22 protein-coding genes and 1 riboswitch are annotated in these 22,805 nt (G+C 38.8%); of the genes, 10 read left to right on the forward strand and 12 right to left on the reverse strand.

All coding sequences use genetic code 11. The features are described from left to right. Window positions 1-144 precede the first annotated feature (144 nt). The gene (locus tag ACOMCU_RS20080) at window positions 145-1,326 is read right to left on the reverse strand and encodes an MFS transporter (protein WP_036130908.1); all 1,182 of its coding nucleotides are present in this window, start codon (window positions 1,324-1,326) and stop codon (window positions 145-147) included. A gap of 369 nt (window positions 1,327-1,695) precedes the next feature. Here ACOMCU_RS20080 and ACOMCU_RS20085 point away from each other — a divergent pair, with 369 nt between their 5' ends. Next, window positions 1,696-1,881, forward strand: a complete 186-nt coding sequence (locus ACOMCU_RS20085) for an SE1561 family protein (protein WP_421051179.1) — start codon at window positions 1,696-1,698, stop codon at window positions 1,879-1,881. Window positions 1,882-1,919: 38 nt separating this feature from the next. Here the strand turns inward: ACOMCU_RS20085 and ACOMCU_RS20090 are convergent, their stop codons facing one another. Further along, the gene (locus ACOMCU_RS20090) at window positions 1,920-2,717 is read right to left on the reverse strand and encodes a YwqG family protein (protein WP_010857231.1); all 798 of its coding nucleotides are present in this window, start codon (window positions 2,715-2,717) and stop codon (window positions 1,920-1,922) included. A 183-nt stretch (window positions 2,718-2,900) separates the two neighbouring features. On the opposite strand from ACOMCU_RS20090, the gene ACOMCU_RS20095 reads away from it, so the two are divergent. After that, window positions 2,901-4,439, forward strand: a complete 1,539-nt coding sequence (locus tag ACOMCU_RS20095) for a fumarate hydratase (RefSeq protein ID WP_010857230.1) — start codon at window positions 2,901-2,903, stop codon at window positions 4,437-4,439. 471 nt (window positions 4,440-4,910) lie between these two features. After that, window positions 4,911-6,815, forward strand: a complete 1,905-nt coding sequence (locus ACOMCU_RS20100) for a heavy metal translocating P-type ATPase (protein ID WP_421051180.1) — start codon at window positions 4,911-4,913, stop codon at window positions 6,813-6,815. Window positions 6,816-6,941: 126 nt separating this feature from the next. Here the strand turns inward: ACOMCU_RS20100 and ACOMCU_RS20105 are convergent, their stop codons facing one another. After that, window positions 6,942-7,847, reverse strand: a complete 906-nt coding sequence (locus tag ACOMCU_RS20105; RefSeq protein ID WP_010857228.1) for a YihY/virulence factor BrkB family protein — start codon at window positions 7,845-7,847, stop codon at window positions 6,942-6,944. Window positions 7,848-7,871: 24 nt separating this feature from the next. After that, window positions 7,872-8,198 carry a hypothetical protein gene (locus tag ACOMCU_RS20110; RefSeq protein WP_010857227.1) on the reverse strand — a complete coding sequence of 109 codons (327 nt, stop codon included), beginning with the start codon at window positions 8,196-8,198 and terminating at the stop codon, window positions 7,872-7,874. A gap of 179 nt (window positions 8,199-8,377) precedes the next feature. On the opposite strand from ACOMCU_RS20110, the gene ACOMCU_RS20115 reads away from it, so the two are divergent. Continuing rightward, on the forward strand, window positions 8,378-8,599 hold the full coding sequence (locus tag ACOMCU_RS20115; RefSeq protein ID WP_010857226.1) for a DUF1128 domain-containing protein: 222 nt from the start codon (window positions 8,378-8,380) through the stop codon (window positions 8,597-8,599). Window positions 8,600-8,654: 55 nt separating this feature from the next. Here the strand turns inward: ACOMCU_RS20115 and motB are convergent, their stop codons facing one another. Both motB and motA read right to left on the reverse strand, forming a co-directional pair. Continuing rightward, complete coding sequence (gene motB, locus ACOMCU_RS20120) at window positions 8,655-9,428, reverse strand: flagellar motor protein MotB (protein ID WP_010857225.1); 774 nt, start codon at window positions 9,426-9,428, stop codon at window positions 8,655-8,657. After that, on the reverse strand, window positions 9,412-10,215 hold the full coding sequence (gene motA, locus ACOMCU_RS20125) for a flagellar motor stator protein MotA (RefSeq protein ID WP_010857224.1): 804 nt from the start codon (window positions 10,213-10,215) through the stop codon (window positions 9,412-9,414). Before motA ends, motB begins: the two co-directional genes overlap by 17 nt. 198 nt (window positions 10,216-10,413) lie before the next feature. Between motA and ACOMCU_RS20130 the strand changes: the two genes are divergently transcribed. The 3 genes from ACOMCU_RS20130 to ACOMCU_RS20140 all read left to right on the forward strand — a co-directional run bounded on the left by ACOMCU_RS20130 (window position 10,414) and on the right by ACOMCU_RS20140 (window position 12,672). Continuing rightward, entirely contained in the window at window positions 10,414-11,649 is a 1,236-nt protein-coding gene (locus ACOMCU_RS20130; protein ID WP_421051181.1) for an aminopeptidase, read from the forward strand. A gap of 138 nt (window positions 11,650-11,787) precedes the next feature. Then, entirely contained in the window at window positions 11,788-11,922 is a 135-nt protein-coding gene (locus tag ACOMCU_RS20135; protein ID WP_010857222.1) for a hypothetical protein, read from the forward strand. Between the two features lie 186 nt (window positions 11,923-12,108). Next, window positions 12,109-12,672, forward strand: coding sequence for a beta-class carbonic anhydrase (locus ACOMCU_RS20140; RefSeq protein ID WP_010857221.1), 564 nt, complete (start codon window positions 12,109-12,111; stop codon window positions 12,670-12,672). A 132-nt stretch (window positions 12,673-12,804) separates the two neighbouring features. Here ACOMCU_RS20140 and ACOMCU_RS20145 read toward each other — a convergent pair whose 3' ends face one another. Further along, a complete protein-coding gene (locus ACOMCU_RS20145; RefSeq protein ID WP_010857220.1) occupies window positions 12,805-13,395 on the reverse strand; it encodes a GNAT family N-acetyltransferase in 591 nt (196 codons plus the stop codon). A gap of 258 nt (window positions 13,396-13,653) precedes the next feature. Next, window positions 13,654-14,481 (reverse strand): polyphosphate kinase 2 family protein, encoded by an 828-nt coding sequence (locus ACOMCU_RS20150; protein ID WP_010857219.1) that lies wholly within the window; start codon window positions 14,479-14,481, stop codon window positions 13,654-13,656. Window positions 14,482-14,688: 207 nt separating this feature from the next. On the opposite strand from ACOMCU_RS20150, the gene ACOMCU_RS20155 reads away from it, so the two are divergent. Next, window positions 14,689-15,402 (forward strand): hypothetical protein, encoded by a 714-nt coding sequence (locus tag ACOMCU_RS20155; protein ID WP_421051182.1) that lies wholly within the window; start codon window positions 14,689-14,691, stop codon window positions 15,400-15,402. A 36-nt stretch (window positions 15,403-15,438) separates the two neighbouring features. On the opposite strand, the gene map is transcribed toward ACOMCU_RS20155, so the two are convergent. After that, window positions 15,439-16,200, reverse strand: a complete 762-nt coding sequence (gene map / locus ACOMCU_RS20160; RefSeq protein ID WP_010857217.1) for a type I methionyl aminopeptidase — start codon at window positions 16,198-16,200, stop codon at window positions 15,439-15,441. Between the two features lie 126 nt (window positions 16,201-16,326). Next, entirely contained in the window at window positions 16,327-16,887 is a 561-nt protein-coding gene (gene thiT / locus ACOMCU_RS20165) for an energy-coupled thiamine transporter ThiT (protein ID WP_421051183.1), read from the reverse strand. 388 nt (window positions 16,888-17,275) lie between these two features. Continuing rightward, window positions 17,276-17,383: riboswitch (TPP riboswitch) on the reverse strand. Window positions 17,384-17,509: 126 nt separating this feature from the next. Here thiT and ACOMCU_RS20170 point away from each other — a divergent pair. Together ACOMCU_RS20170 and ACOMCU_RS20175 are read left to right on the forward strand one after the other, a co-directional pair. Further along, a complete protein-coding gene (locus tag ACOMCU_RS20170; protein WP_010857215.1) occupies window positions 17,510-17,842 on the forward strand; it encodes a DUF4870 domain-containing protein in 333 nt (110 codons plus the stop codon). A gap of 182 nt (window positions 17,843-18,024) precedes the next feature. Beyond that, window positions 18,025-18,147, forward strand: coding sequence for a hypothetical protein (locus tag ACOMCU_RS20175; RefSeq protein WP_421051184.1), 123 nt, complete (start codon window positions 18,025-18,027; stop codon window positions 18,145-18,147). Window positions 18,148-18,189: 42 nt separating this feature from the next. On the opposite strand, the gene ACOMCU_RS20180 is transcribed toward ACOMCU_RS20175, so the two are convergent. Together ACOMCU_RS20180 and ACOMCU_RS20185 are read right to left on the reverse strand one after the other, a co-directional pair. Then, window positions 18,190-21,270 (reverse strand): AAA family ATPase, encoded by a 3,081-nt coding sequence (locus tag ACOMCU_RS20180; RefSeq protein ID WP_421051185.1) that lies wholly within the window; start codon window positions 21,268-21,270, stop codon window positions 18,190-18,192. Next, window positions 21,267-22,424, reverse strand: coding sequence for an exonuclease SbcCD subunit D (locus ACOMCU_RS20185; protein WP_421051194.1), 1,158 nt, complete (start codon window positions 22,422-22,424; stop codon window positions 21,267-21,269). Before ACOMCU_RS20185 ends, ACOMCU_RS20180 begins: the two co-directional genes overlap by 4 nt. Between the last annotated feature and the right edge of the window lie 381 nt (window positions 22,425-22,805).

The following is a 22,805-nucleotide window of genomic DNA, read 5'->3' on the forward strand; positions in this document are numbered from 1 at the left end:
GTGCCAAACCTACGTGGCATGGACGGAACATCCGTGTCACACCGAAAAACGCCATTACAGCACGGATTTGCTGGGCGTTTTTTGTTTTTATGAGCGGGAGATGAGCCCCGCTCTTTTATTTTACATACAAAAGCGACCACGACATTAAACTGTCATTGGTCGCTTGTTTTTATTTTTCCCGAATATGAGTAAAACAAGTGCTACAGTTAACAATAGCAGTGCCACTAGTAAAAGGAAGCTATAATTTTTTACGAATTCTAGATAGATACCGCCTAAAAATGGCCCTGTTAAACTACCAATACTTAAGGCAATTCCACAAAGAAGGTTTCCGGTTGGTAGCAATTCCTTCGGTGTTAAATCAGCCATATATGTAATACCTAGTGAAAACATCGAACCGACAAGTGTCCCCGCGCAGAAAAATGCGATAGCCACTGCCATTTGTGAATGTTCTAAAAAACTTGCAATAGCGAAAAGAATGGCCCCGCCAAATGAGCCTGTCATCAGGACAATCCGCCGTCCGATTTTATCGCCCAGTGCACCAAGTGGCACTTGGGTTAAAATACCACCAAACGTAAAGACCGATAAAATTATCGGAATCATGTCGACTTCAAAACCCTTACGCAATGCATATACAGGGAATAAGGCGTTTAATGAGGATTCTAAAAATCCATAAACAAATGGTCCTAAAAATGCAATCCATCCAAATAAAATCGCGGCTTTATAACGATTCCATCCCCTCGCATTCATGTCACCAGTTAAACGCTCTGGCTTTTCATTGCGTAAGAAGAAAACAAATGACCAGGCAAATAAACACATAATAGATGACACAATGAATGGCATGGCTTCTGAAATTTGTATCAGGCGTACCATCAATGGTCCAACTGCAAAACCCATGCTAAAGGACAAGCCATAAATCGCCATTCCCTTCCCTAAGCTTTTATGGTCCGTTGTGCTAGTAATCCACGTCTGTGTCGCATAGTGTAAGGCATGGTCCCCTACTCCAATGAATAAACGGAGGATAAACCAGAATGTCACACTTTTCCATAAAGGAAAGACGAGGAGTGAGACGAAAACAAGTGCACCTCCAATTAAGATAATTGGCTTGTAGCCCCATTTTCGTAAAGGCTGTTCGATAAACGGTGAAATCAATAAAGTTCCTATGTATAGCCCTGTCGCATTTAAACCATTTAATGCGGAGGATACACCATCTCGCTCAAAAATAATCGAAATAAGTGGTAAAAGCATGCCTTGCGAAAAACCTGAAATCGATACAATTAACACTAAAATAGCAAATCTTTTTCTGCTGTAATCTGAGAAGTACGTCATTTTTTCCTCCAACATCAATTCATCTTCCACATAACAGCATACCAAAAAGCCTTAGCGCTCACCACATGTGATTTTACGCTAAGGCTTAACTAACACTTATCTCCATTCAACTTGTATAAACACGAATTTCGGCTTTTTTTACAACACCGATTACTTGTTTAAACTCCCTCCTTTTCGAGTTAGAGTTCACCGTTTTCTTTGATCAGCTCCTTTACTATTTCTTAATACAACATTAACACAGCACAACAATATTGTAAATATTCAGATTACTAGTTTTTTAAAATAATCACTTAGTCCTAGGTTCTTGCCTAAGCATTGAAATTTAACATAAAATCGGCTACTATGGAATGGATGAAATGAGGTGTATGCATGTCAAAGCCAATCACTGATAAAGAACAACAAGTGACCTATTTAAAAGAACGTCTTGAAATTTTTTTAGAAGTTTTAGATGCCATCAATCCTGAAACAACTGAGTTAGAAGATATCGATCGTTTAATTCAAATGATGGATGATTTAGAAGACAAAATGGAGCAATTCAACGCTCGTGAAAAATAATTGTAAAAAGCAAGCGGGTGTTATTACCCGCTTGCTTTTTAATGGCAGTCCCAATTATAGAGAACACGGCTAAAATCTCTTCGCTTTAGCTCATCCTCTGTTATAAAAAAGTTGCCTACTCCGGCATCTCCCCACATTATGTGGTCTCCCACACTATCCACCTGTAATAATAAAATCTGCGAATCTGTATTTTCTCCGTATGCTCGAGGATCTTCTTGTGTGAAAAATGGATAACCACCGATTTTATGACCAGTGCTATCCAATGTTTCATAAAACTCATCCATTAGATCATCATCCTCTTCTATACACGCAAAAATAGCTGCGTAGTGCGTAGTGCCTCGGAAATCATTTGCAGATAATGCTTCATAACCCGTTTCAAAGGACAACGCCATTTCTTTTTCAACCGGAAAGTACATGTCTTCTTTGTTAGTATCGACAAATGAGAAGTCTTGTATTAATTGTGACGCATCCACCTCAATCTGTTCGTGAAAAATGATACGAAAACCTTGCTGATTTTGGCCATTATCAAAATTCATTCCTAAAACATCATCATGTGCATCGATATAAAATTGCAAAATTCCCTCTGTTGGAAAGTTTGGCACATGCTTCGGCACATATGCAAAATTAATTTGCGCTAATAGTTTTAATGGTTGCCCTTCGGCATTTTTCGGATACGCCATTGTCAGCGGAAAATACGGCTCCCCTTCAAATTTGCTTTCAAATAAGGATGTCTTTCGTTGCTCTGTTACTATATTTATAAATGGTTGTATCGTTTCTTCCATCACTTCTCTAAATCTTTCAAATGCTTCAGGTAATTCAAGTTTCTTTACAGACATACACGTACCCCCTAAAGTAGTTTTACCACCATTTTAGAACAAACGTTCTTTGTTAGCAAGTGTCTTTTTTATGAATGCGTCTTTAATTCCGAGTACAAGTAGAAGTACTCTTTTTTTCATTAGTCTAAAAGAGTATAATGTAGTGTGGAAATAATCAATTTTTTCTATGGGGGGCAATACCAAATGAATCTACAAACTTTGGAGAAAAGTCTTTACAATTTAATTACTGAAACGTCTACGAACTTACCTAAAGACGTGCGTCGCGCTATTAAAAAGGCCAAAGAAGCTGAAAATGCTGGCACACGTGCAGCAATGAGTTTAGACACAATTTCAAATAATATTATTATGGCAGAAGATAACGTATCACCAATCTGTCAAGATACTGGTCTACCAACATTCAAAATTTACACGCCTGTTGGTGTAAACCAATTAGAAATTAAAGAAGCCATTAAAAAAGCTATTAATGACACATCGGCTGACGCTAAATTACGTCCAAATGCTGTTGATTCATTAACTGGCGCAAACAGTGGTAATAATCTTGGTGATGGTCTACCTGTTATGAAGTTCGAACAATGGGAAAAAGACTATATTACGATTAAATTAATTCTTAAAGGTGGCGGCTGTGAAAATAAAAATATCCAGTACAGCTTACCATGTGAGATTGATGGCCTTGGCCGCGCTGGTCGTGACTTAGATGGTATCCGCAAGTGTATCCTTCACTCTGTATATCAAGCACAAGGTCAAGGATGTTCAGCAGGATTCATCGGTGTTGGAATCGGTGGTGACCGTTCTTCTGGATATGATCTTGCAAAAGAACAATTATTCCGTCATGTAGAAGATACAAACCCAAATCCAGATCTTGCAAAACTAGAAGAATATGTAGTAAAAACTTCAAATACATTCGGTATCGGTACAATGGGCTTCGGCGGTGAAGCAACTTTACTTGGCTGTAAAATAGGCGTTATGCACCGTATTCCTGCTTCTTTCTATGTATCTGTAGCATATAACTGTTGGGCATACCGTCGTATGGCAATCGACATCAATCCTGAAACAGGTGAAATCATTAACTGGCACTACCAAGATGGTGAAAAAATCACATTCAAAGAAAATGAAGTTGCTGCAACAGCAGAAGATAATTCAACAGATGTAGTTGAACTAACTGCACCTATTACTGAAGAACAAATTCGTGCATTAAAAGTGGGTGACGTTGTTGCTATCACTGGTCGCATGTATACTGGCCGTGACGCAATCCACCATCACTTAATGAGTCATGATGCACCAGTTGATCTAAATGGACAAGTTATTTATCACTGCGGCCCAGTAATGGCCAAAGACGAAGAGGACAACTGGACAGTTAAGGCTGCTGGTCCAACTACTTCTATTCGTGAGGAGCCATACCAAGGAGACATCATGAAAAAATTTGGTATCCGTGCTGTAATTGGTAAAGGCGGTATGGGACCAAAAACATTAAAAGCTCTTGGCGAACATGGTGGCGTATACTTAAATGCAATCGGTGGCGCTGCACAGTACTATGCAGATTGTATTAAAGGTGTAGATGGCGTTGACTTAATGGAATTTGGTATTCCAGAAGCTATGTGGCATTTAAATGTTGAAGGCTTCACAGCAGTCGTTACAATGGATTCACACGGTAACTCATTACACGCTGATGTAGACAAATCCTCGCTAGAGAAACTAGCCCTTCATGCTGAACGCATTTTCTAATAAGGCTAGCATTCCTTTAGTTATTTTAAGTAATAATTAATTGTAATTTCTGCACAAAATTTAAAGGCACAGAATATTCCTAGTGAATATTCTGTGCCTTTTTTTCTATTCTGGACAAATTATCGAAAAGATCTTTTGTATGTAAAGCAAAAACCATTAACTTAAAGCGGAGTATCCGCACGTCTGACAAACATGCTGTTTGCCCCAAAGCCAGTCAGCGGACACACCCGGAAAACGCTCAGCCAAAATGGCATCACCCCCGCGCAAAGGTGATCAACTAAATAATTCGATGCCTCATTGACAGCCTTTAACGATACTCATCAACTTCTTACTTTCTTTTTCCAAATTCCTTTGTTATAATAATTCTAAATTACAAAGAAAGAAGTAAAATTTCTTTCTAACTATAAAAAACTGAATTTCTTTGTTTATTAAGGGTTTTGATATTGATTTTCATTATCAGGAGGGATATAAATGGATTACTCTAATCAAGAAAATATTAATCTAATTGAGAAAACAAAAGAACATGCTGAACTAATTGCCGCTATCGTAGCAGGATTTTTCATTTTACTTGCTTGGCGTTTGGATTCTAGCGATCAAACAACCGCTTCCGTTCTTTTATATATGATTGCATTTTGTGTCGGGGGTTTTGCGAAAGCAAAAGAAGGTGTTGAAGAAACACTTGCAGATAAAAAGTTGAATGTCGAACTACTTATGGTATTAGCCGCAATCGGTTCAGCTGCAATCGGCTACTGGACTGAAGGAGCCATCTTGATTTTTATCTTTGCTGTAAGTGGTGCATTAGAGACATATGCCATGAATAAAAGTCATCGTGAAATTTCAGCACTGATGAATTTACAACCTGAAGAGGCTTGGCTAGTACGTGGTGGCTTTGAGCCAATGAAAGTTGCAGTTGCTACATTAACTATTGGTGACCACCTACTTATTAAACCTGGTGAACGTGTACCAGCAGATGGTGTGATTTTCAAAGGACAGTCTTCTATTGACGAATCAGCTATTAGCGGTGAGCCTCTCCCTGTTGCTAAAGGCGAAGGCGATGAGGTATTCGCAGGAACAGTCAACTTAAACGGTGCGATTACAATGGAAATGACAAAGCCAAATTCTGAAACATTGTTTCAAAAAATTATTAGCCTTGTGCAAAGTGCGCAAAGTGAAAAATCACCTTCTCAACAATTCATCGAGAAATTTGAAGGTACTTATGTAAAGTTCGTATTACTGACGGTTGCTCTTATGATGTTTCTCCCCCACTTTTTACTTGGTTGGGACTGGACAACAACGTTTTACCGAGCAATGGTCTTGTTAGTAGTTGCATCACCTTGTGCGCTTGTCGCATCGATTATGCCAGCCACACTAGCTGCCATTTCAAACGGAGCTAAAAATGGCTTGCTATTTAAAGGCGGTTTACATTTAGAACATTTAAGCGTATTACGTGCATTAGCAGTAGATAAAACAGGTACTTTAACACTAGGGAAACCAGTCGTCACTGATTTCATCGTTCGCGAAGGATTGGATAGAGGTACGACAATGAGCATCCTTGCAAGTATTGAAGCACAGTCGAATCACCCATTAGCACAAGCCATCACTTCCTATGCAAAAGCTGAAGGTTTCACGCAATATGCACAGACAACTATTGAAGACATACCTGGCTGGGGGATAAAGGGCTTTGTCAATGAAACGGAGTATTTAGTGGGGAAACCAGACTTTGTAGGCAGAGAAGAAGCCCATGCATTTGCAGATGGTGCCGCAGCTTTACTTGCCGCAGAAGGAAAAACAGTTATTTTCATTCGTGACAACGAAGGCATCGTTGCACTTACCGCTTTAAAGGATACTGTTCGTAATGAAGCAAAAAAAGCCATTACATTACTAAAAGAGTTAGGTATTAATGTAGTCATGCTCACAGGCGACAATGAAAAAACTGCAAAGGTCATTGCAAAAGAAGCAGGCGTAAATGATTATGTAGCGGAATGTCTTCCTGAAACAAAAGTTACTGAAATGAAAGACCTTCTTCGTCAATATAAATACGTAGGCATGGTTGGAGATGGCATTAATGATGCTCCTGCTTTAGCAACTGCCACTACTGGCATTGCGATGGGAGAAGGTACCGACGTTGCTTTAGAAACTGCAGATGTAGTTTTAATGAAAAATGACTTATCTAAGATTGCCTATGCTGTTCGCCTATCGCGCAAAATGCAACGTATCGTCAAACAAAATATCATGTTCTCTATCGGTATCATTATATTATTAATAGCTTCTAACTTTTTACAGCTTGTTGACTTGCCACTAGGTGTGATTGGTCATGAAGGTAGTACGATTCTTGTTATTTTAAATGGCTTACGTATGCTTAATAAAAATGTATAACAGCAGTGTTTTTCGAACGCTAGTCACGCTACTCCCTATACGTAAAACAGCCTCACATCACAAAATTGTGATAGTGGGGCTGTGTTATTGTCATGATAATTTTTGTAATTTGCGATGCTCATCCGGCTATTTTTGTAATGCTCTTTTTTGCATTGTGGCATTCAATACACCACCAAATATTAAAATCATGCCTGTGAAATACAGCCATAGCATTAAAATAATGACACCGCCTATACTACCGTATGTAGCAGAATAGTTTCCAAAATTACTAATGTAAAAAGAAAAACCATATGTTACTGCCAACCAAGCAAGTGTAGAGAACATTGCCCCTGGCCACACGCCCATTAATTTCAAACGTGGATCTGTATTCGGTACAAACCAGTAAATGCCCATTAAAACAGCAAAAATCAGTAATGGTGGCATGAACAAGCGTATATTATGCCAAAGGGATGCAAATTCTTCTTCTATTCCGACTATCGAAAATAAAAAATGTCCAATTTGTTGTCCAAAAACCGGTAATAGCAGGGCGACACCTAATACGATTACAAACGCTATTGTAAAGACTAGGGATAACCCTCGATCTAAGATGCCTCCCCTGCTTTCCGTATCATAGGCTTTGTTTAAAGCCCTAATCAAGGCATTAATTCCCTTGGAAGCGGACCATATTGTACCGATTACACCAATGGATAACAAACTGCTATTGCGATTTGTTAATACTTCGTTTAATGTATTTTCGATCAATCGATATACTTCATCTGGCACGACATTCACTAAAAAAGAATAAACTTGTGTTGTTTCTAAATTTAGATATGGTAACAGTGTAACTAGGAAAATAAGTAGTGGGAAGAAAGATAGTAAAAAGAAATACGCCAGTTGTGCGGCAAGAGCTGATATTTCCACGCGTTGTATTCGTAGCATCAAATCTTGTACAAAGCCCTTTGGCGTCATGACATCTACAGAATCTTCATTTGGAGAGACAAACGATTTGACTAAACCAAATGCTGTATTCACCGAGACTTTCTTCTTTTCCATACAAATCTCCTCCTTTACTACAACTTATTCTTTATTTGGTGAAGAGAAGGCAGATTTTGTATCACTGATCATACCCTGAATAGTGGAAGGTAATTCTTTAAATTCATCAACTTTTTCTGCTACCATGTTGACGTTGTCGGTTACACTTTCACAGAGCACTTGAGCAGCTAATACTTTTTCCTCTATTAAATCTTGTAATTCGCCACGATTCGCTGCGTAATACGATACTGCTGCAGTCGCCTTTTTCGTAGTAGCTACTGTTTTTTCACGTGTTGTGCGATCAAGCATGCTTAATGCCGCACCCACTGTGGCACCAATAATGATGGATGCTAATAATTTACTTTGTCCCATATTAAAAACCCCCTACTTGTGTACTGTATATTCCCTTATAAATGACAAATAAACAACTTGCTGCCTTTATTCTACCCAATAACAACCTATTTTTAAAGCAATGCTTAAATACAGTGTTGACAATTTTTTTATTCAATGAAATGATATTGGCGAGGACTTTGAAAGGTAGGTTTAACTAAATGGATTTATCAATACCATCAAAAGAAAATGTTATTTATATGGTCGATCAAATGAAAGATAAACTTCGCATGGTAAATGTCGATGCGATGAAATCAGAGAATTTCGATGAAGCAAATTATGAAGATCTAGTCTATCTCTACGAAATGGTTATGAAGCGCGACACATTTAGCCCGAGTGAAATGCAAGCTATCGTTGCAGAATTAGGCTCACTACGTAAATAATTAGAAAAAAAGCTATTAGCTATGGCATAAAGCCTGTTGCTAATAGCTTTTTTATTTATTGCTTATTTGTTGTAGATGAACCGTCTTCTGCGACAAATGGCTGAATCAATACTTCCACACGACGGTTTTTCGCCCGGCCTTCAGCCGTATCATTTGGTGCAATGGCTTGATCCTCACCGTAACCTTTAGCACTAAATTTCTTTGAATCTAGTTGTGCGTTACTAGCTGTTAGTTCAAGATAGAAATTTGAAGCACGCATTAATGATAACTCTAAATTTGACGAGAAATTTGGACCTACAGGAACATTATCTGTATGCCCTGTAATAACAATATTACGTGCTGGATCTGATACTAATACGGCCGCAAGCTCTTGAATAGTTGGAATATATTCTGGTTTAATCGTTGCTTTACCTGGATCGAATAGTATGCTATCACGAATTGTTACTAATAAACCTTCATCCGTCATTTCTGTTGCGAACTGACCTTCCATCTCATTAACCGCGATGAAATTATCAACACTGTCCTTGATTTCCGCCAACTCTTTCTGATCTTTTAAATAAGCTGAGTTTTGCTGCGTCTGCTGTGGTGTTTCATCATTTTGGGCATCGGGCGTTTGAACCGGTGAAGGCTGTTCTAGAAAACTCGTTCCACCATCAAATACCTGACTAAATACTGCTGACATTTTATCTAACTTCTCTTGATCGACCGAACTTGAGGCAAATAATATAATGAATACCGCTAATAACAGCGTTAAAATATCTGCGTAAGGCACTAACCAAGACTCGTCGATATGCTCATCATGCTTTTTCTTCTTAGCTTTCTTTGCCAAGGCCGCCCGCCCCGCTTTCACCAGAAATTTGACGACGCTCTTCCATCGTTAGATAAGAAGATAATTTTTGTTCAATTACACGTGGCGCTTCTCCCTCTAATACAGAAAGAATACCTTCAATCATCATGCGTTTTTGCTTTACTTCAACAGCAGATTTACGTTTTAACTTATTAGCAAAAGGATGCCATAATACGTAACCTGTAAAGATACCTAATAAAGTTGCCATGAAGGCAGCCGAAATCGCATGCCCTAGTTTCTCTATATCATTCATATCTGCCAATGCGGAGATTAACCCTACTACCGCACCAAGTACCCCTAAAGTTGGAGCATATGTACCTGCTTGTGTAAAGATTGCAGCACCACTTGCATGACGATCTTCCATAGCTTCTACTTCTTCAGTTAATACGTCACGTATATAATCTGCATTTTGACCGTCAATAGCTAATGTAAGACCATTTTTTAAGAATGGGTCTTCAATTTCTGAGGCTTTACTTTCAAGTGCTAATAGCCCTTCACGGCGTGCTAAGTCCGCCCATTGTGAAAACATTTTTATAATCTCAATATCATCTGCTAATTTAGTTTCTTTGAAAAGAATTTTAAATAGCTTTGGTACACGCTTTAACTCCTTCACAGGGAAGGCAATTGTTACAGCGGAGATTGTACCGAAGATGATGATTAGGATAGCTGCTGGGTTATAAAACGCACTTAAGCTTACACCCTTCAGCACCATTCCTGTTAATAGCGCAATAAACGCTATGATTAACCCTACTACCGACGATATATCCATTCTAGGACCTCCAAATCTTCTTACACTCTTAATGTCGTCTATTTTTCCATATTTTAAATAAAGATATAATATAGTATAAATGTAATTCATTAATTTTTCGATGTAATAAATGCTTTTTATTCACATTTCGACCATATTTGATTATATTGAATTAAGAATAGTACACTAAATTGTCCATAATCGAAAGGAGCTAAGAATTTGTTATTATCATTTAACACAAATTTACTACGTTATGCCGAATTAGCTGTAAAAGTAGGAGTAAATATCCAGAAAAATCAATATCTCTATATGAGTTGTTCGACGGATAACATAAAATTAGCACAGATAATTACTAAACTCGCTTATGAAAATGGTGCAAAACAAGTTTTTGTCGATATATCTGATGATGAACTTGTTCGGACACGTTTTGAATCAGCACCAAAAGACACATTCGATTTCTTCCCTCCTTGGAAAGTTCAAGAACGTGAATGGTTAGCTGAGCATGGTGCTGCGTTTATAAGTATCATTTCGCAAAACCCTGACCTACTAAAAGGGATTGATGGCGAGAAAATTATGACCTTCCAAAAAGCATCCGGTCAGGCACTTGCAAACTACCGTAGCTTAATGCAATCAGATAAGTTTAGCTGGTCAGTTATTGCTGCACCTTCTAAAAATTGGGCAGCGAAGGTTTTTCCAAATTTACCTGAAGCTGAACAAATGGAGGCATTATGGGAGGCAATTTTCGCTGCTACACGCACAAATCTAGAAAATCCAGTCGATGCCTGGCGAACACATGACCAATTATTACATGACAAGGCTGATTACCTCAATAATAAACAATATAAAGCACTGCACTATACTGCAACAGGTACTGATTTAACTATTACATTACCAAAAAAACATATATGGGTAGGTGGTAGTAGTGTCACTACACAAGGACAATCATTTATGGCAAATATGCCGACTGAAGAAGTCTTTACAGCTCCGTTAAAAACAGGTGTAAACGGCTATGTATCTAGCACGAAGCCATTAAGCTACGGTGGTAATATTATCGATCAATTTACATTAACATTTAAAGAAGGACGAATTATCGAGGTGCAGGCTGAACAGGGGCAAGCAATTTTAGAATCCCTTGTTGCAACAGATGAGGGTGCTCACTATCTTGGTGAAGTGGCACTTGTCCCACATCAATCACCTATTTCTCAATCAGGTTTATTATTTTACAATACATTATTTGATGAAAACGCCTCGAATCATTTAGCCATTGGTAGCGCTTATGCATTTTGTATTGAGGGTGGTAAAGATATGTCTCCTGATGAGTTACTTGCAAATGGTCTCAACCAAAGCCTAACACATGTTGACTTTATGATTGGCTCTGCTAATATGAATATTGATGGGATAATGGACAATGGTCAAATCGAACCAATTTTCCGCAATGGCAATTGGGCTTTCTAGAGAAATAGACACCTATTTATAGTATTCTAGCCAAGGTATGTTATGGATGTCATAAATTATCCTTAGATTTTCATAGCAACCTATTGTATAATGAGAGTAAATATTATAGTAGATTTATTAGTAGAGAGGAGCTTTTCAATGTTCATCACAACTGTACTTGGCTTTTCAGTCGTTTTATTAATTTCTGTTGCATTCTTCATTCACTACCTACAAGTTGGTTTAGATTCTAAATCTTCAGTAACTGTAGATCCAAAGCCAAACGAAAAATTCTAAGCCTATTCAAAACAGCTACTTACCGTAGCTGTTTTTTCACATTTTTGTAACATCTTTATTTCGATTCGCTAAATAAATTACTAAACTCCTTTTTTTTATCATAAAATTGCGCGAAAATTGTCATTATTATTTGCATATTTATATTTTTGCTCTAAAATATTTCTGTAAGGAAGGGAGCAATCTTTCATGACAATGTTAAAAGATATTTTAGAGTTTAATGGGGATTTCGTTCAAGAGAAAAAATATGAGCCTTTTATTACAACAAAGTACCCTGATAAGCGAATCGTTGTTTTATCTTGCATGGATACTCGACTTGTAGAGCTATTACCTAAAGCTATGAATTTACGCAATGGTGACGTTAAAATCGTTAAAAGTGCAGGGGCATTAGTTAGTCACCCATTTGGTGCGGTTATGCGTAGTTTACTTGTAGCTGTATATGAACTACAAGCAGATGAAGTATATGTCGTTGGGCATTATGACTGTGGTATGAGTGCGGTGGATCCAGAAGCTATGCTAAGCAAAATGGTAGCGCGTGGTATTAACCCAGAAACCATTAAAATGATGGAATATTCAGGGATTGATTTAAAAGAGTTTTTACGTGGTTTCGGTGACGTAGCGACTAGTGTGACAAAAAGTGTCGATACAATTCGTAATCACCCACTAATGGTAAAAAATGTGCCTGTTCACGGCTTAGTAATCGATCCAAATACAGGTCGTCTTGATTTAATAGAAGACGGCAATAAACAATAATCATTTCTGCTCTGTGCTTCATGGTTTCAATGTGATGTCGTGTTAGCATATTCATTCGTGCAGTTAAACTATACTTTTAAAAATAAAAGATGTGACTATCTGTCGAAATCTCGAAGGATAGTCACATCTTTTTCATGATGATTCATCTACACACGCATACATATAGTGGTCCACCCATTGCCCGTTAATGTACAAAAGCTGCCTTAGGAGCCCTTCTCGTTGAAATCCTGATTTTTCTAAAACACGGATAGAAGCGTTATTTTGTGTTGATACGTATGCCTCCACGCGATGCAAGCCAATTTGTTCAAAAGCAAAGCGAACGACCAATTCTACTGCTTCTGTTACGATGCCTTTTCCTATATAAATCTCATCCATTGCATAGCCAACAAATGCACTTGAATACGGCAAACGTTTTACAGCATAGAGAGCAATATGCCCAATTAAGTTATTTGTACCTTGCTCATAGATACCGAAAGAAAATTCTCGCTTTGAATCCATTAAATACAAGCTTTCTAGAATTTTTTTATATTGAGCGTCCACTGTATAGTATTCAGGTCGTTGTAATGGTTCATATGTAGACCAAAAGTATTTATTGCGACTTACGAGACCAGATAAATTTTGTGCATCTTTTTCTTGGAATGTGCGAACGTAGCATTTTCCCCCTTGAATCGATACCACATTTCCACCCTTTTTCCTCAGTAGATTCCAAATTTTTAATACCATATCTCCACACTTGCCTTCCGATAATTGTCAGTACATGTTCATCTCGCCTCAACGGTCAGTAAGACGACCACCTCAAGTTGAATCCGTCGTACTTATCACTTTTGTGAGCGATTAACTGGCCGTAAAAGTCCTATTGCTTTCAACGAATCATTAGTGCAAAACCCCGCTGATTGAAGTTTTACTTTATTGTATGTAAAAAAAGATGCTGCTACAACTAAAACAGCTCATGTCTTGTTAGCACAGCATCTTTCCGATTATTTATTTTGTTTGCTCTTCTTTTTTCGATTGCTCTCGTAATACTTCCATGCTAGACGATTCAGCATCTTCTAAATAAGATTTATCTAACACATTGGTTAAATGTAAACCACGTTTTTGTGCTTCCTGCTCAATATGTGCAATTGTTTCTTGTAATACTTGAACCCTCGCATGTTTTTTATCGTTGCCTGCCACTAAAATCCATGGCGCATTCTTTTTATCTGTTTTATCAAACATATCATTTGCAGCTTCAATGTACTGTGGTGTTTTTTCACGGTTTCGCCAGTCTTCATCCGTCAATTTCCACGATTTATATGGATCTTGTTCGCGTTCTTTAAAACGTTTTAACTGCTCTTCATCTGACACATGAAGCCAGAACTTCACGATAATATAGTCGCCATCTGTTAGAAGCTTTTCAAATTGATTAACTTCCTCGTATGCACGAGCCCATTCGTCCTTTGTTGCGAAACCTTCAATACGCTCTACTAACACACGTCCATACCACGAACGGTCGAAAATAGCGATTTGACCATGCTGTGGCAACTTCCTCCAGAAACGTTGTAAATAGTTATAGCGAAGTTCATGTGGTTGAGGTGCAGAAATTGGATGCACGACATAACCACGTGGGTCTACACGTTCGATCAGACGCTTTATCGCGCCACCCTTACCTGCCGCATCCATACCTTCAAACACTAAAATAAGCCCGATTTTATTGTTCAGTAAAAACTGCTGGGCATTTAACATTTCATATTGGAGTACTTTTAATTTCTTTTTATACATTTTTTTATCTAGTTCAATTGATAGGTCTAGATTTTTTAAATTTTGAGTCATTAAAACTTCACTCCTTACACTTGGATAATCTTATTGTACTAAAGAAATATATGGATGCCTATCCAAATGGCAAATTGTAGATAAATTTGGCGAAACAAGACGATACATTATTGCCAATTTCCGCTATAATGAAAATAGAAAATTTGTGACAGTCCTATACTTATTTGTCTTTTCCCTATACAATTTAACACGAAGGGAGAGGAAACCATGCCTCAATTTATTTTGATGACAATTTCTTATATTGTCGCACTCATCCTAACCTTTTCATCCTATTTCATAAAAATAAATGGTCAATCTTCGTTAGAAATCTCTAATCGTTTTCCCGTTATGTTTGCACCTTTTAATGTTAGTTATGTAATTTGGATTGTAGTTTACTTTTTACTCGGCTATTGGTTAGTTATGAATTTCAAAAAGACAACTATTAAACAGACTGTTCTCTTTAGTAGCGTCAGTATATTACAGGCGTTTGCCATAGTGTTTTGGCATCAGGAATTATTTATCGTGTCACTTTTGACTACGTTAATATTAGTAATTTATTTATTTTTACTGTACAATACGTTCCCACTTAGCAATAATGCGCTGACAGGTCGAGTACCGTTTTCAATCTATTTCGCATGGGCGACATTTACCCTGATGACAAATGCAAGTTTTACATTAACATCGTATGAATGGAACGGCTTTGGTCTTAGCAATCCACTTTGGGCAGTTATCTTACTGACTATAGGCGTTGCCATAGCGCTACATATTCGCTTTCATCACTTTGATATTGTCTATCCGAGCGTTTTTATCTGGGCCTATATAGGTATTGCATTACATAATGGCTTTGATGAATTACTCGTGACAACAGCAGCCTTGTTTTTATGTGGTGTGCTTCTTGTCGGTATACAATTTATTAAAAAAAATCCTGCCTACCAGAAATAACTTGGTAAGCAGGATTTTTTCGTATTTACTTTTTAACTAAATTGACTCTTCATCTAATGTTGTTAAAATGATTGGTTTGTCTTTTGTAACAATAATCGAATGCTCGATTTGGGCAACTAATGATTTGTCTGGTGTAACAAACGTCCAGCCATCACCAGCTTCGACGATATGCTCTGCTTTGGCTGAAATGAACGGTTCTACCGCTAACACCATTCCCTCTTTCATAATCGTTGAATCCCATGCATCGTAATAGTTTAAAATGTGATTGGGCTCATCATGCAAAGAACGGCCTAAACCGTGACCTGTTAAGTTCATGATGACTGTTAAATCGTTGGCATAAGCTTCACGCTCAACAGCTTTCCCAATTTGGTTTAATTTAGAGCCAGCTTTTACCTTTGTCATCGCACGATCAAAAGCACTTTTCGCTACGCGGCAGAGTTTTTCTTTATCTTCATAACCTTCTCCGACTACAAATGAAATACCAGTATCGGCAAAATAGCCATTTAGCGAACCGGACACATCGATATTAACAATATCGCCGTCTTTAATAACACGGCTTCCTGGTATACCGTGCGCTACTTCTTCATTCACACTAATACAAGTGTAACCAGGGAAATCATATTCTCCCTTTGGACCAGAAATAGCTCCTGCTTCCGCAAACATGCGACCTGCAATTTCATCTAATTCAAGTGTTGTCACACCTGGTTTGGTAGCAGCCTTCATTGCTTCACGAATTTCAGCACAGATACGACCGATTTTTTTAAAGGCTTCAATCTCTTCTTGCGTTTTTACAATCATTTTTAACGTCCCTTTCATCTAATATATACACTCTAATATATCACAACCACAATACAATAATGAACAATACGCGCCAATTAACTCAGAAAAGCCGCCTGCACTATAGAGGAACAGACGGCTTACTCTTTACGATTTTCGTTGCATTAATTGTGGTGCTGCTGTAAATAAAAGAACACCTGCGACTACTGTTAAAATTGTTGCAGGTAGCATATATGTGCCATTGTAAAGAATGGAATATATCCAAGCATTTTGCTCGCCAGCATACTCAGCGAAGAACACAGCTCCTGCAATCGTATGTGCTAAATAACGTAAAAAGCCTGCTAAGACGGTTCCAATGACAATATAAATAGCCATCTTCTTTTTGTTTAAATTTGTCGCTGCCTCAAGTACAGGTTTACGTACAAGCGCCGCTATACCTACTACCGTGAAGGCAACACCATAATCCAATAAACCTTGAAGCCAGTGTACAATATACGCACCGAACATTGTTTGCATAACGCCGATCAGTAAGCCCGTTGTCAATCCTGCAAAGAGACCCCAGCGAAATGCCATTAAAATAATGGGTATCATCACAAGACTAACTGAGCCACCCTGTGCCCATACTTTAAAAGAAACTTGATCGAGTACAAGACCCACCGCTGCGAAAATCGCAATCTCCACCAGCATTAATAGTCTTTTTTTGTCCATAATATTATTCTCTCCTTTGTTCCGATGTAGGATACAAGAGCAGGAATAGAAATCAGTTATTTAAATATGTGCTCAATCTGGCAATCTATTATGCTTCCACTTAATTGCGTTCGGATTGACAAGTGTTTAGTTCTGCAAGAAAGGGCGCCTTGATGTCGGTCATTTCGAAAAACACATCATCCTACAAATTTAGGCTAATTCCCTCAATTGATTCCTTGTCAAAATCCGTTACACTAACTGGAAGCTTGCTCTTCATACGGCTGGCATTGGAACAGCCTCCGAAAAAGAGCTACAATCATCTTCAGCCTGCTACCTATAGAGGAGAGGGCTTTCCAGATGAATGAAGATAAAAAAACGATGCCAGGACAGAGCCTCACATCGTAAAAGTGTCGGTTTCTATCCACATCCCTACGCAAGCTTTAACTTACAGGTTCGAAGAGTAAAGGCATTACGTGCCCAGTCTCAGCTGACATCATCAGCTCCCCTTGTGGTCGTTACATCTTAAATTTGCTTGAACATCCTCATTGTACGCAAACACTTTTGTGATTACAACCATTTCTTCATTAATTTTTTGAAACTTTCAAGATTCTCATGCGTAAATAAATAAAAAGGAGGGACTACTATGGAGAACCAAAAAATATTATCTGCATTTAGTTATCTCAGCATATTTTTCGCACCTTTTATTGTGCCGTTAATTGTTTATTTTGTGTCAAAAGAACATGAAGTGAAGCGCCATTCAATCCGAGCGCTTATCTCACACTTAATTCCATTTCTATTCGGTATCATTTTCTTTATCGTCTTCGTGTTTTCATCAATGTCAATGACTACGTTTGAACCTGACGTAAGCGATAATACATTCATCATCATTTGGTTTGCTGCCTTTGCGATTTACTTACTCGTATCTCTTGGAATTGTTATATGGAATATCGTTCAAGCTGTACGCGTTATCCGATAGTATTTATGTTTCATTCTCGGGTTAAAGGGAACTTAACCGTTGGGACTTTTTTTATCCCAACGGTTACTAGTTGAACCAATCGGGCACTTACGACGGCTTGATTTTCACGCATCAAATGATCATCTGAGCCCTCATCAGTGCAGGACAAACAGGTAGAAATAATAAAGGGGAGCTGGTATATCATGAAAGTATCTAAATTCGTAAAAACTGCTGTTAAATTAGCACCTATTGTGATTCCAATCGTCAAAAAAGTAGTTGCCGCTAAAAAAGGCACACTCCCTAATCCAACAACCCGTAGAAAATAAAGTAGAAGGCGTATCCTTGTTACAAAGGAAAACGCCTTCTCTCTATTTCACTTCAAATCGTGTTTTGCTATGTCCACTCAAGGTTTTTTCAACATGTAGAACAGCAGGCATGGAAGCCTTTAGTTCAGCTACATGCGAAATAACGCCAATCATACGACCTGATTCTTGTAGATCAATCAGTGTGTCAATCGCCTTATTCAGTGCTTCCTCATCAAGCGAACCAAAACCTTCGTCAATAAACATTGTATCGATTCGAATATTCCCCTGAAAGCTTTGAATGACATCTGCCATTCCAAGCGCAAGACTTAAAGAGGCATTAAATTTTTCTCCACCAGATAATGTTTTGACATCACGAATTTGATCGGTATAGGCATCGTACACATCTAGACCAAGCCCACTTTGTTTAGCGTGCTTCTCTAATCGATCTGATCGTCGAAGCTCAAACTGCCCATTCGATAAATGGTACAGACGAATATTTGCTGCTGCTGTAATTTTGTCTAAATAGTTTATTTGAATATAGCGCTCAAAGGAAAGCTTTTTTACATTCTGCCCATTCAATAGAGCATGGAGCTCCTTGACACGCCCAGCTTCTTTTTCAAGCAATTGTATTTCTTCAGCCGTTTCTTTTACTTTCACTTTAAAGTCACCGCAAGCCTGTGCAAAACCTTTCGTCCGTTGCAATGTATTAAATGCTTCCTCGTACGTCTCACGAAGCCTCTCTAACGAATCCTCTAATAGTGCTAAATTCTTCTTCTCTTTCCCATTAAGCTGCTTGGTGCCTTCTGCAATTTGAATTTGTAATGTGTGTAGCTGCAAAACATAATCGCTACAAGCTTTACGCAAAGTTTCCATTTCCATCATGCTACGCTTTGCCGCATCATACGCTTGATAACTTTCAAAGCCCGCCTCTTTCATACTTATTGAAAATTGTTCACGTTTTTCGTTGAGACTCACTTGAATCTCCTCATATGCTTTTTTTGCTAGTTCCTCAGCCATTACCGCATTACTCGCCGCTTCCTTTGCAGATTGTAAATTTTGCTGACTAGCCTGCCAAGCTGTTTGTAAGGCATTTTTTTGTACCCCAATGTCAGCGATAGCCTGCTTTAACGCCTGTAATGTTTCAAGGTTTTCAGGAATGTGCTTTTGTTGCTCTTCCACAATTACCTGTTGTTTTGTTAACGCCTTCTGCTGTTCAGCTAAATAGTGCTCTAGCTTTGTTTGTTTCTCTTGTAGCTGCTCTGTTCTTTCACGTTGACTCTTTTGCTCATTTCGTGAGACAGCCAGTTGATCATTAACCACTTTTAACAGAGCGACCTGCTTCTCGACATGTTGTAACGCAGCGTTTAGTTCTGTTTGTTGACCTTGAGAGATATGATTAGCATCGATTTGTTCTATTGCCTCTTGAAGAAGGATCTTAGCTGATTTTAATGTTGCCTCTTTTTCAAAATACGTACGTTCATCCGTCTTGGACTTCGCTCGTAATAACTCTAATTGTGCTTCCTCAATTGTCTCTAATTGCTCATTATGTGTTATTTGATGTGTCGTACTCCCACACACTGGGCACGGATCTCCCTCTTTGAGTTGTGCTGCCAAAATCCTTGCCTGACTCGCAATCCATTGTTGTTCTAACTGTTGCAGCGTCTGCTTATTATCTTGATATTGGTGATCCGCTACATAAACAGCCTGTTCTGCTGATGCAACCGCTCTCTCATATTTCTCTACTTGTGCTAATAATGCCACTTGTTCACGGAGCTTGGGAAGCTGTTGTAAATAGTCTGCAAATGGCGCCACTTGTTCTTCGTATTGTTCGATTTTTTCAGTTACATACTGTAGTTGATTTTGTTGCTGTTGTAAAATTGTCAGATTATCAGCTACCGCTCGCTTGGCTGTTCCGACGCCTTGCTCATCTATTTGTAATTGCTGACGATTACCTTCAAACGCTTCAAATGTCGGCAGTAGTGCCTGTAGCTTCAATTCTTGCTGTAAGACTTGTTGACGTTCCGGTTCTCGGGCTTCTTCTTTGTCAAATGATTCTTGTGCTACTTTATATTGTGCCTCAATTGTTTGCATATTTATAGTTGCTTGCTGATAGGTTTGTTCTTTACGATTTTGCTCAGTTCGTAGGTCCTTACACTGTTGTTCAAACATAACAAGGCGCTCTGCTTGCTCAGCATATTTAATCTCTTGTACTTTGGCATCATAGACATCTTGCTGTTGCTCTAGTGTCTTCAGCCGTTCTTGACGACTAGCATGCTCTTCAAATTGCTCATTGAGCGCCTTCGCCATACTATAATGTTCTTGCTCCTTTTGATGGTGATTATAAGCCTCATTATAACGCTGCTGTTCAACCTGTATGCTTTCTCTATAGAAGGTTTGCTCCTCCTCTAGCGCAGTCATTAGTTGATGCATGTTTTCCGTGTTATTTGCAATGCAAGTAAATAATGCTGATGAACGTTGTGGCAGTGCACCAGCAATCTGACCCAGTAAATGTTCTTTTAGTTGCTTAGCGCGTTCTAAATCTTTTTCAGCTTCCTTACGTTTTGCATCAAGTTTTTTTGTTATGTCACCGAAACGATCCGTTTTAAAAATTTTGCGTAAAATTGCTTCTTTATTCGTAGAATCTGATGTTAAAAGCTTACGAAATTCACCTTGAGGGAGCATGACAATTTGGCTAAACTGATCTTTCGTTAAGCCTACAATTTCCTGTAGCTTTTTATCTACTTCATTGGTCTGTTGTTTTTCTACAATACTAAAGTCAAGTTGACCCTCTTTGACATGAGCCAACTCAACTTTCTTACCCGTGACACTTTTATTTTTTGCTTTTATATGACCAGGTTGACGCAAAATTTGATACGTTTTCCCATGCATTTCAAAAACGAGTTCTACAGCTGTATACACATCATCTTCAGCAAATCCGCTTCTGAGCATAGCGGTATCCTGGCGATCTTCACCACTGCCAGAACCGTAAAGTGCATAACAAATAGCATCAAAAATTGTTGTTTTCCCAGCGCCTGTTTTCCCTGAAATGGCAAACAAACGGTGTTCACCAAGCTGTTGAAAATCAATGACTTCCGTATTTTTATATGGGCCGAATGCAGTAATGGTTAACTTTAAGGGCTTCATTTTACAGCCTCCCGTTCCTCTTCAAGAATATCCTGGAGCATTTCTGTAAATAAACGCTCGGTTTCTCGATTTGGCTGCTCACTATATAAATCTGCATAAAACGCACGAAATAAGTCGATGTCTTCTACTTTCTCCGTCTCAATCGCTTGAATTTCCTGCGATAATTCCTCACGTACCGCCTTACGTTCTATATGCAGTGCATGCGGAAACACAGTACGAATACGTTCCATAGGTGAAGCAACGGGCATATCATCTGTTAAGCGAACAAAAACATAATCTTCACTAGGTGTTAACTTTAATAAATCATCCATCAAGCCCTCGACCACACGTAAATCACGTCTTGCTACAAGCTTGCGTTTTTCTACAGTTATTAGTCCTGCTTCATCTAACTCAACAATTAAGTAGCCCTTTTCATGTAAGTGCTCTGATAACGAATATTTCAATGGTGAGCCGGCATATCGAATCGTTTCATTTCGTACAAAATGTGCCTTATGTAAATGGCCCAGCGCAGTATAGTTGAACTGTTCAAATAGTGATGCATTTACACAATCCGAGCCCCCTATTGATAGTGGACGTTCCGAATCACTCGTGTTTTCTTCCTCATTGCCGTATTTGGTTACAAAGGCATGTCCAATGAAGATATTGCGTTTTGTTGTATCCATTGTTTGGGTGATGCGCTCAATGATTTTTTGTAGCGCATCTTGATGTGACTGAATCGTATCATCTTCTAAAATCGTCCGCACTGCTGCAGGCTCTGCAAATGGTACAAGGTGAAAATGCACCTCACCAAATTGATCTGTTAACACAATTGGAGCGTAATTTTTCGTAAATTGCCCAACTATATGTAACCCACTATCACGCATTAACCGACTTCCAAAATTCAATCGACCTGCACTATCATGGTTCCCAGCAACCGCTAACACAGGTATTTTCTTTTCAAGTACAATCTCTGCAAACACATCATTTAGTAAATTAACTGCTTCTACAGGCGGCATTGAGCGGTCGTATAAATCACCCGCTACAATAATTGCATCGGGCTTTTCCTCATCAATGGCCTGCATAAATTGCTGTAAAATATAGTGTTGGTCCTCAGTCATGTACACACCCTGCACAAGCTTCCCTAAATGCCAATCTGCTGTATGGAATAGTTTCATCCGTTGCGCCTCCTGTCTTTTTTCTATTTTATCATGCCTTGCAGAGGAACGTACATTCTTGCTTCTGTGGTTGTCTGCAGGTTGAACTCGCTTCCCTGAGCGGTGCGTCCCTCTATCCGATCGGTGAACACCTTCGCCTGAGCGGTATGAACAACTACCTGAGCGATATTTGCCTTTGCCCGAGCGGTAAACTCCTCTACCTGAGCGATACTCTTCTTCACCCGAGCGGTGCGCTCCTCTACCTGAGCGATTCGCCTTCACCCGAGCGGTGCGCTCCTCTACCTGAGCGATACTCACCTTCTCCTGAGCGGTACGACCAACTATCTGAGCGATACTCACCTTCTCCTGAGCGGTACGACCAACTACCTGAGCGTTACTCAC

The organism is Lysinibacillus sp. UGB7, from assembly GCF_049058285.1.
Classification (GTDB): Bacteria; Bacillota; Bacilli; order Bacillales_A; family Planococcaceae; genus Lysinibacillus; species Lysinibacillus sphaericus_B.

Coding starts and splice junctions, on each gene's coding strand:
- ACOMCU_RS20080 (WP_036130908.1), bottom strand. CDS start 1,326: ATGACGTACTTCTCAGATTACAGCAGAAAAAGATTTGCTATTTTAGTG.
- ACOMCU_RS20085 (WP_421051179.1), top strand. CDS start 1,696: ATGTCAAAGCCAATCACTGATAAAGAACAACAAGTGACCTATTTAAAA.
- ACOMCU_RS20090 (WP_010857231.1), bottom strand. CDS start 2,717: ATGTCTGTAAAGAAACTTGAATTACCTGAAGCATTTGAAAGATTTAGA.
- ACOMCU_RS20095 (WP_010857230.1), top strand. CDS start 2,901: ATGAATCTACAAACTTTGGAGAAAAGTCTTTACAATTTAATTACTGAA.
- ACOMCU_RS20100 (WP_421051180.1), top strand. CDS start 4,911: ATGGATTACTCTAATCAAGAAAATATTAATCTAATTGAGAAAACAAAA.
- ACOMCU_RS20105 (WP_010857228.1), bottom strand. CDS start 7,847: ATGGAAAAGAAGAAAGTCTCGGTGAATACAGCATTTGGTTTAGTCAAA.
- ACOMCU_RS20110 (WP_010857227.1), bottom strand. CDS start 8,198: ATGGGACAAAGTAAATTATTAGCATCCATCATTATTGGTGCCACAGTG.
- ACOMCU_RS20115 (WP_010857226.1), top strand. CDS start 8,378: ATGGATTTATCAATACCATCAAAAGAAAATGTTATTTATATGGTCGAT.
- motA (WP_010857224.1), bottom strand. CDS start 10,215: ATGGATATATCGTCGGTAGTAGGGTTAATCATAGCGTTTATTGCGCTA.
- ACOMCU_RS20135 (WP_010857222.1), top strand. CDS start 11,788: ATGTTCATCACAACTGTACTTGGCTTTTCAGTCGTTTTATTAATTTCT.
- ACOMCU_RS20140 (WP_010857221.1), top strand. CDS start 12,109: ATGACAATGTTAAAAGATATTTTAGAGTTTAATGGGGATTTCGTTCAA.
- ACOMCU_RS20145 (WP_010857220.1), bottom strand. CDS start 13,395: ATGGTATTAAAAATTTGGAATCTACTGAGGAAAAAGGGTGGAAATGTG.
- ACOMCU_RS20150 (WP_010857219.1), bottom strand. CDS start 14,481: ATGACTCAAAATTTAAAAAATCTAGACCTATCAATTGAACTAGATAAA.
- ACOMCU_RS20155 (WP_421051182.1), top strand. CDS start 14,689: ATGCCTCAATTTATTTTGATGACAATTTCTTATATTGTCGCACTCATC.
- map (WP_010857217.1), bottom strand. CDS start 16,200: ATGATTGTAAAAACGCAAGAAGAGATTGAAGCCTTTAAAAAAATCGGT.
- thiT (WP_421051183.1), bottom strand. CDS start 16,887: ATGGACAAAAAAAGACTATTAATGCTGGTGGAGATTGCGATTTTCGCA.
- ACOMCU_RS20170 (WP_010857215.1), top strand. CDS start 17,510: ATGGAGAACCAAAAAATATTATCTGCATTTAGTTATCTCAGCATATTT.
- ACOMCU_RS20175 (WP_421051184.1), top strand. CDS start 18,025: ATGAAAGTATCTAAATTCGTAAAAACTGCTGTTAAATTAGCACCTATT.
- ACOMCU_RS20180 (WP_421051185.1), bottom strand. CDS start 21,270: ATGAAGCCCTTAAAGTTAACCATTACTGCATTCGGCCCATATAAAAAT.
- ACOMCU_RS20185 (WP_421051194.1), bottom strand. CDS start 22,424: ATGAAACTATTCCATACAGCAGATTGGCATTTAGGGAAGCTTGTGCAG.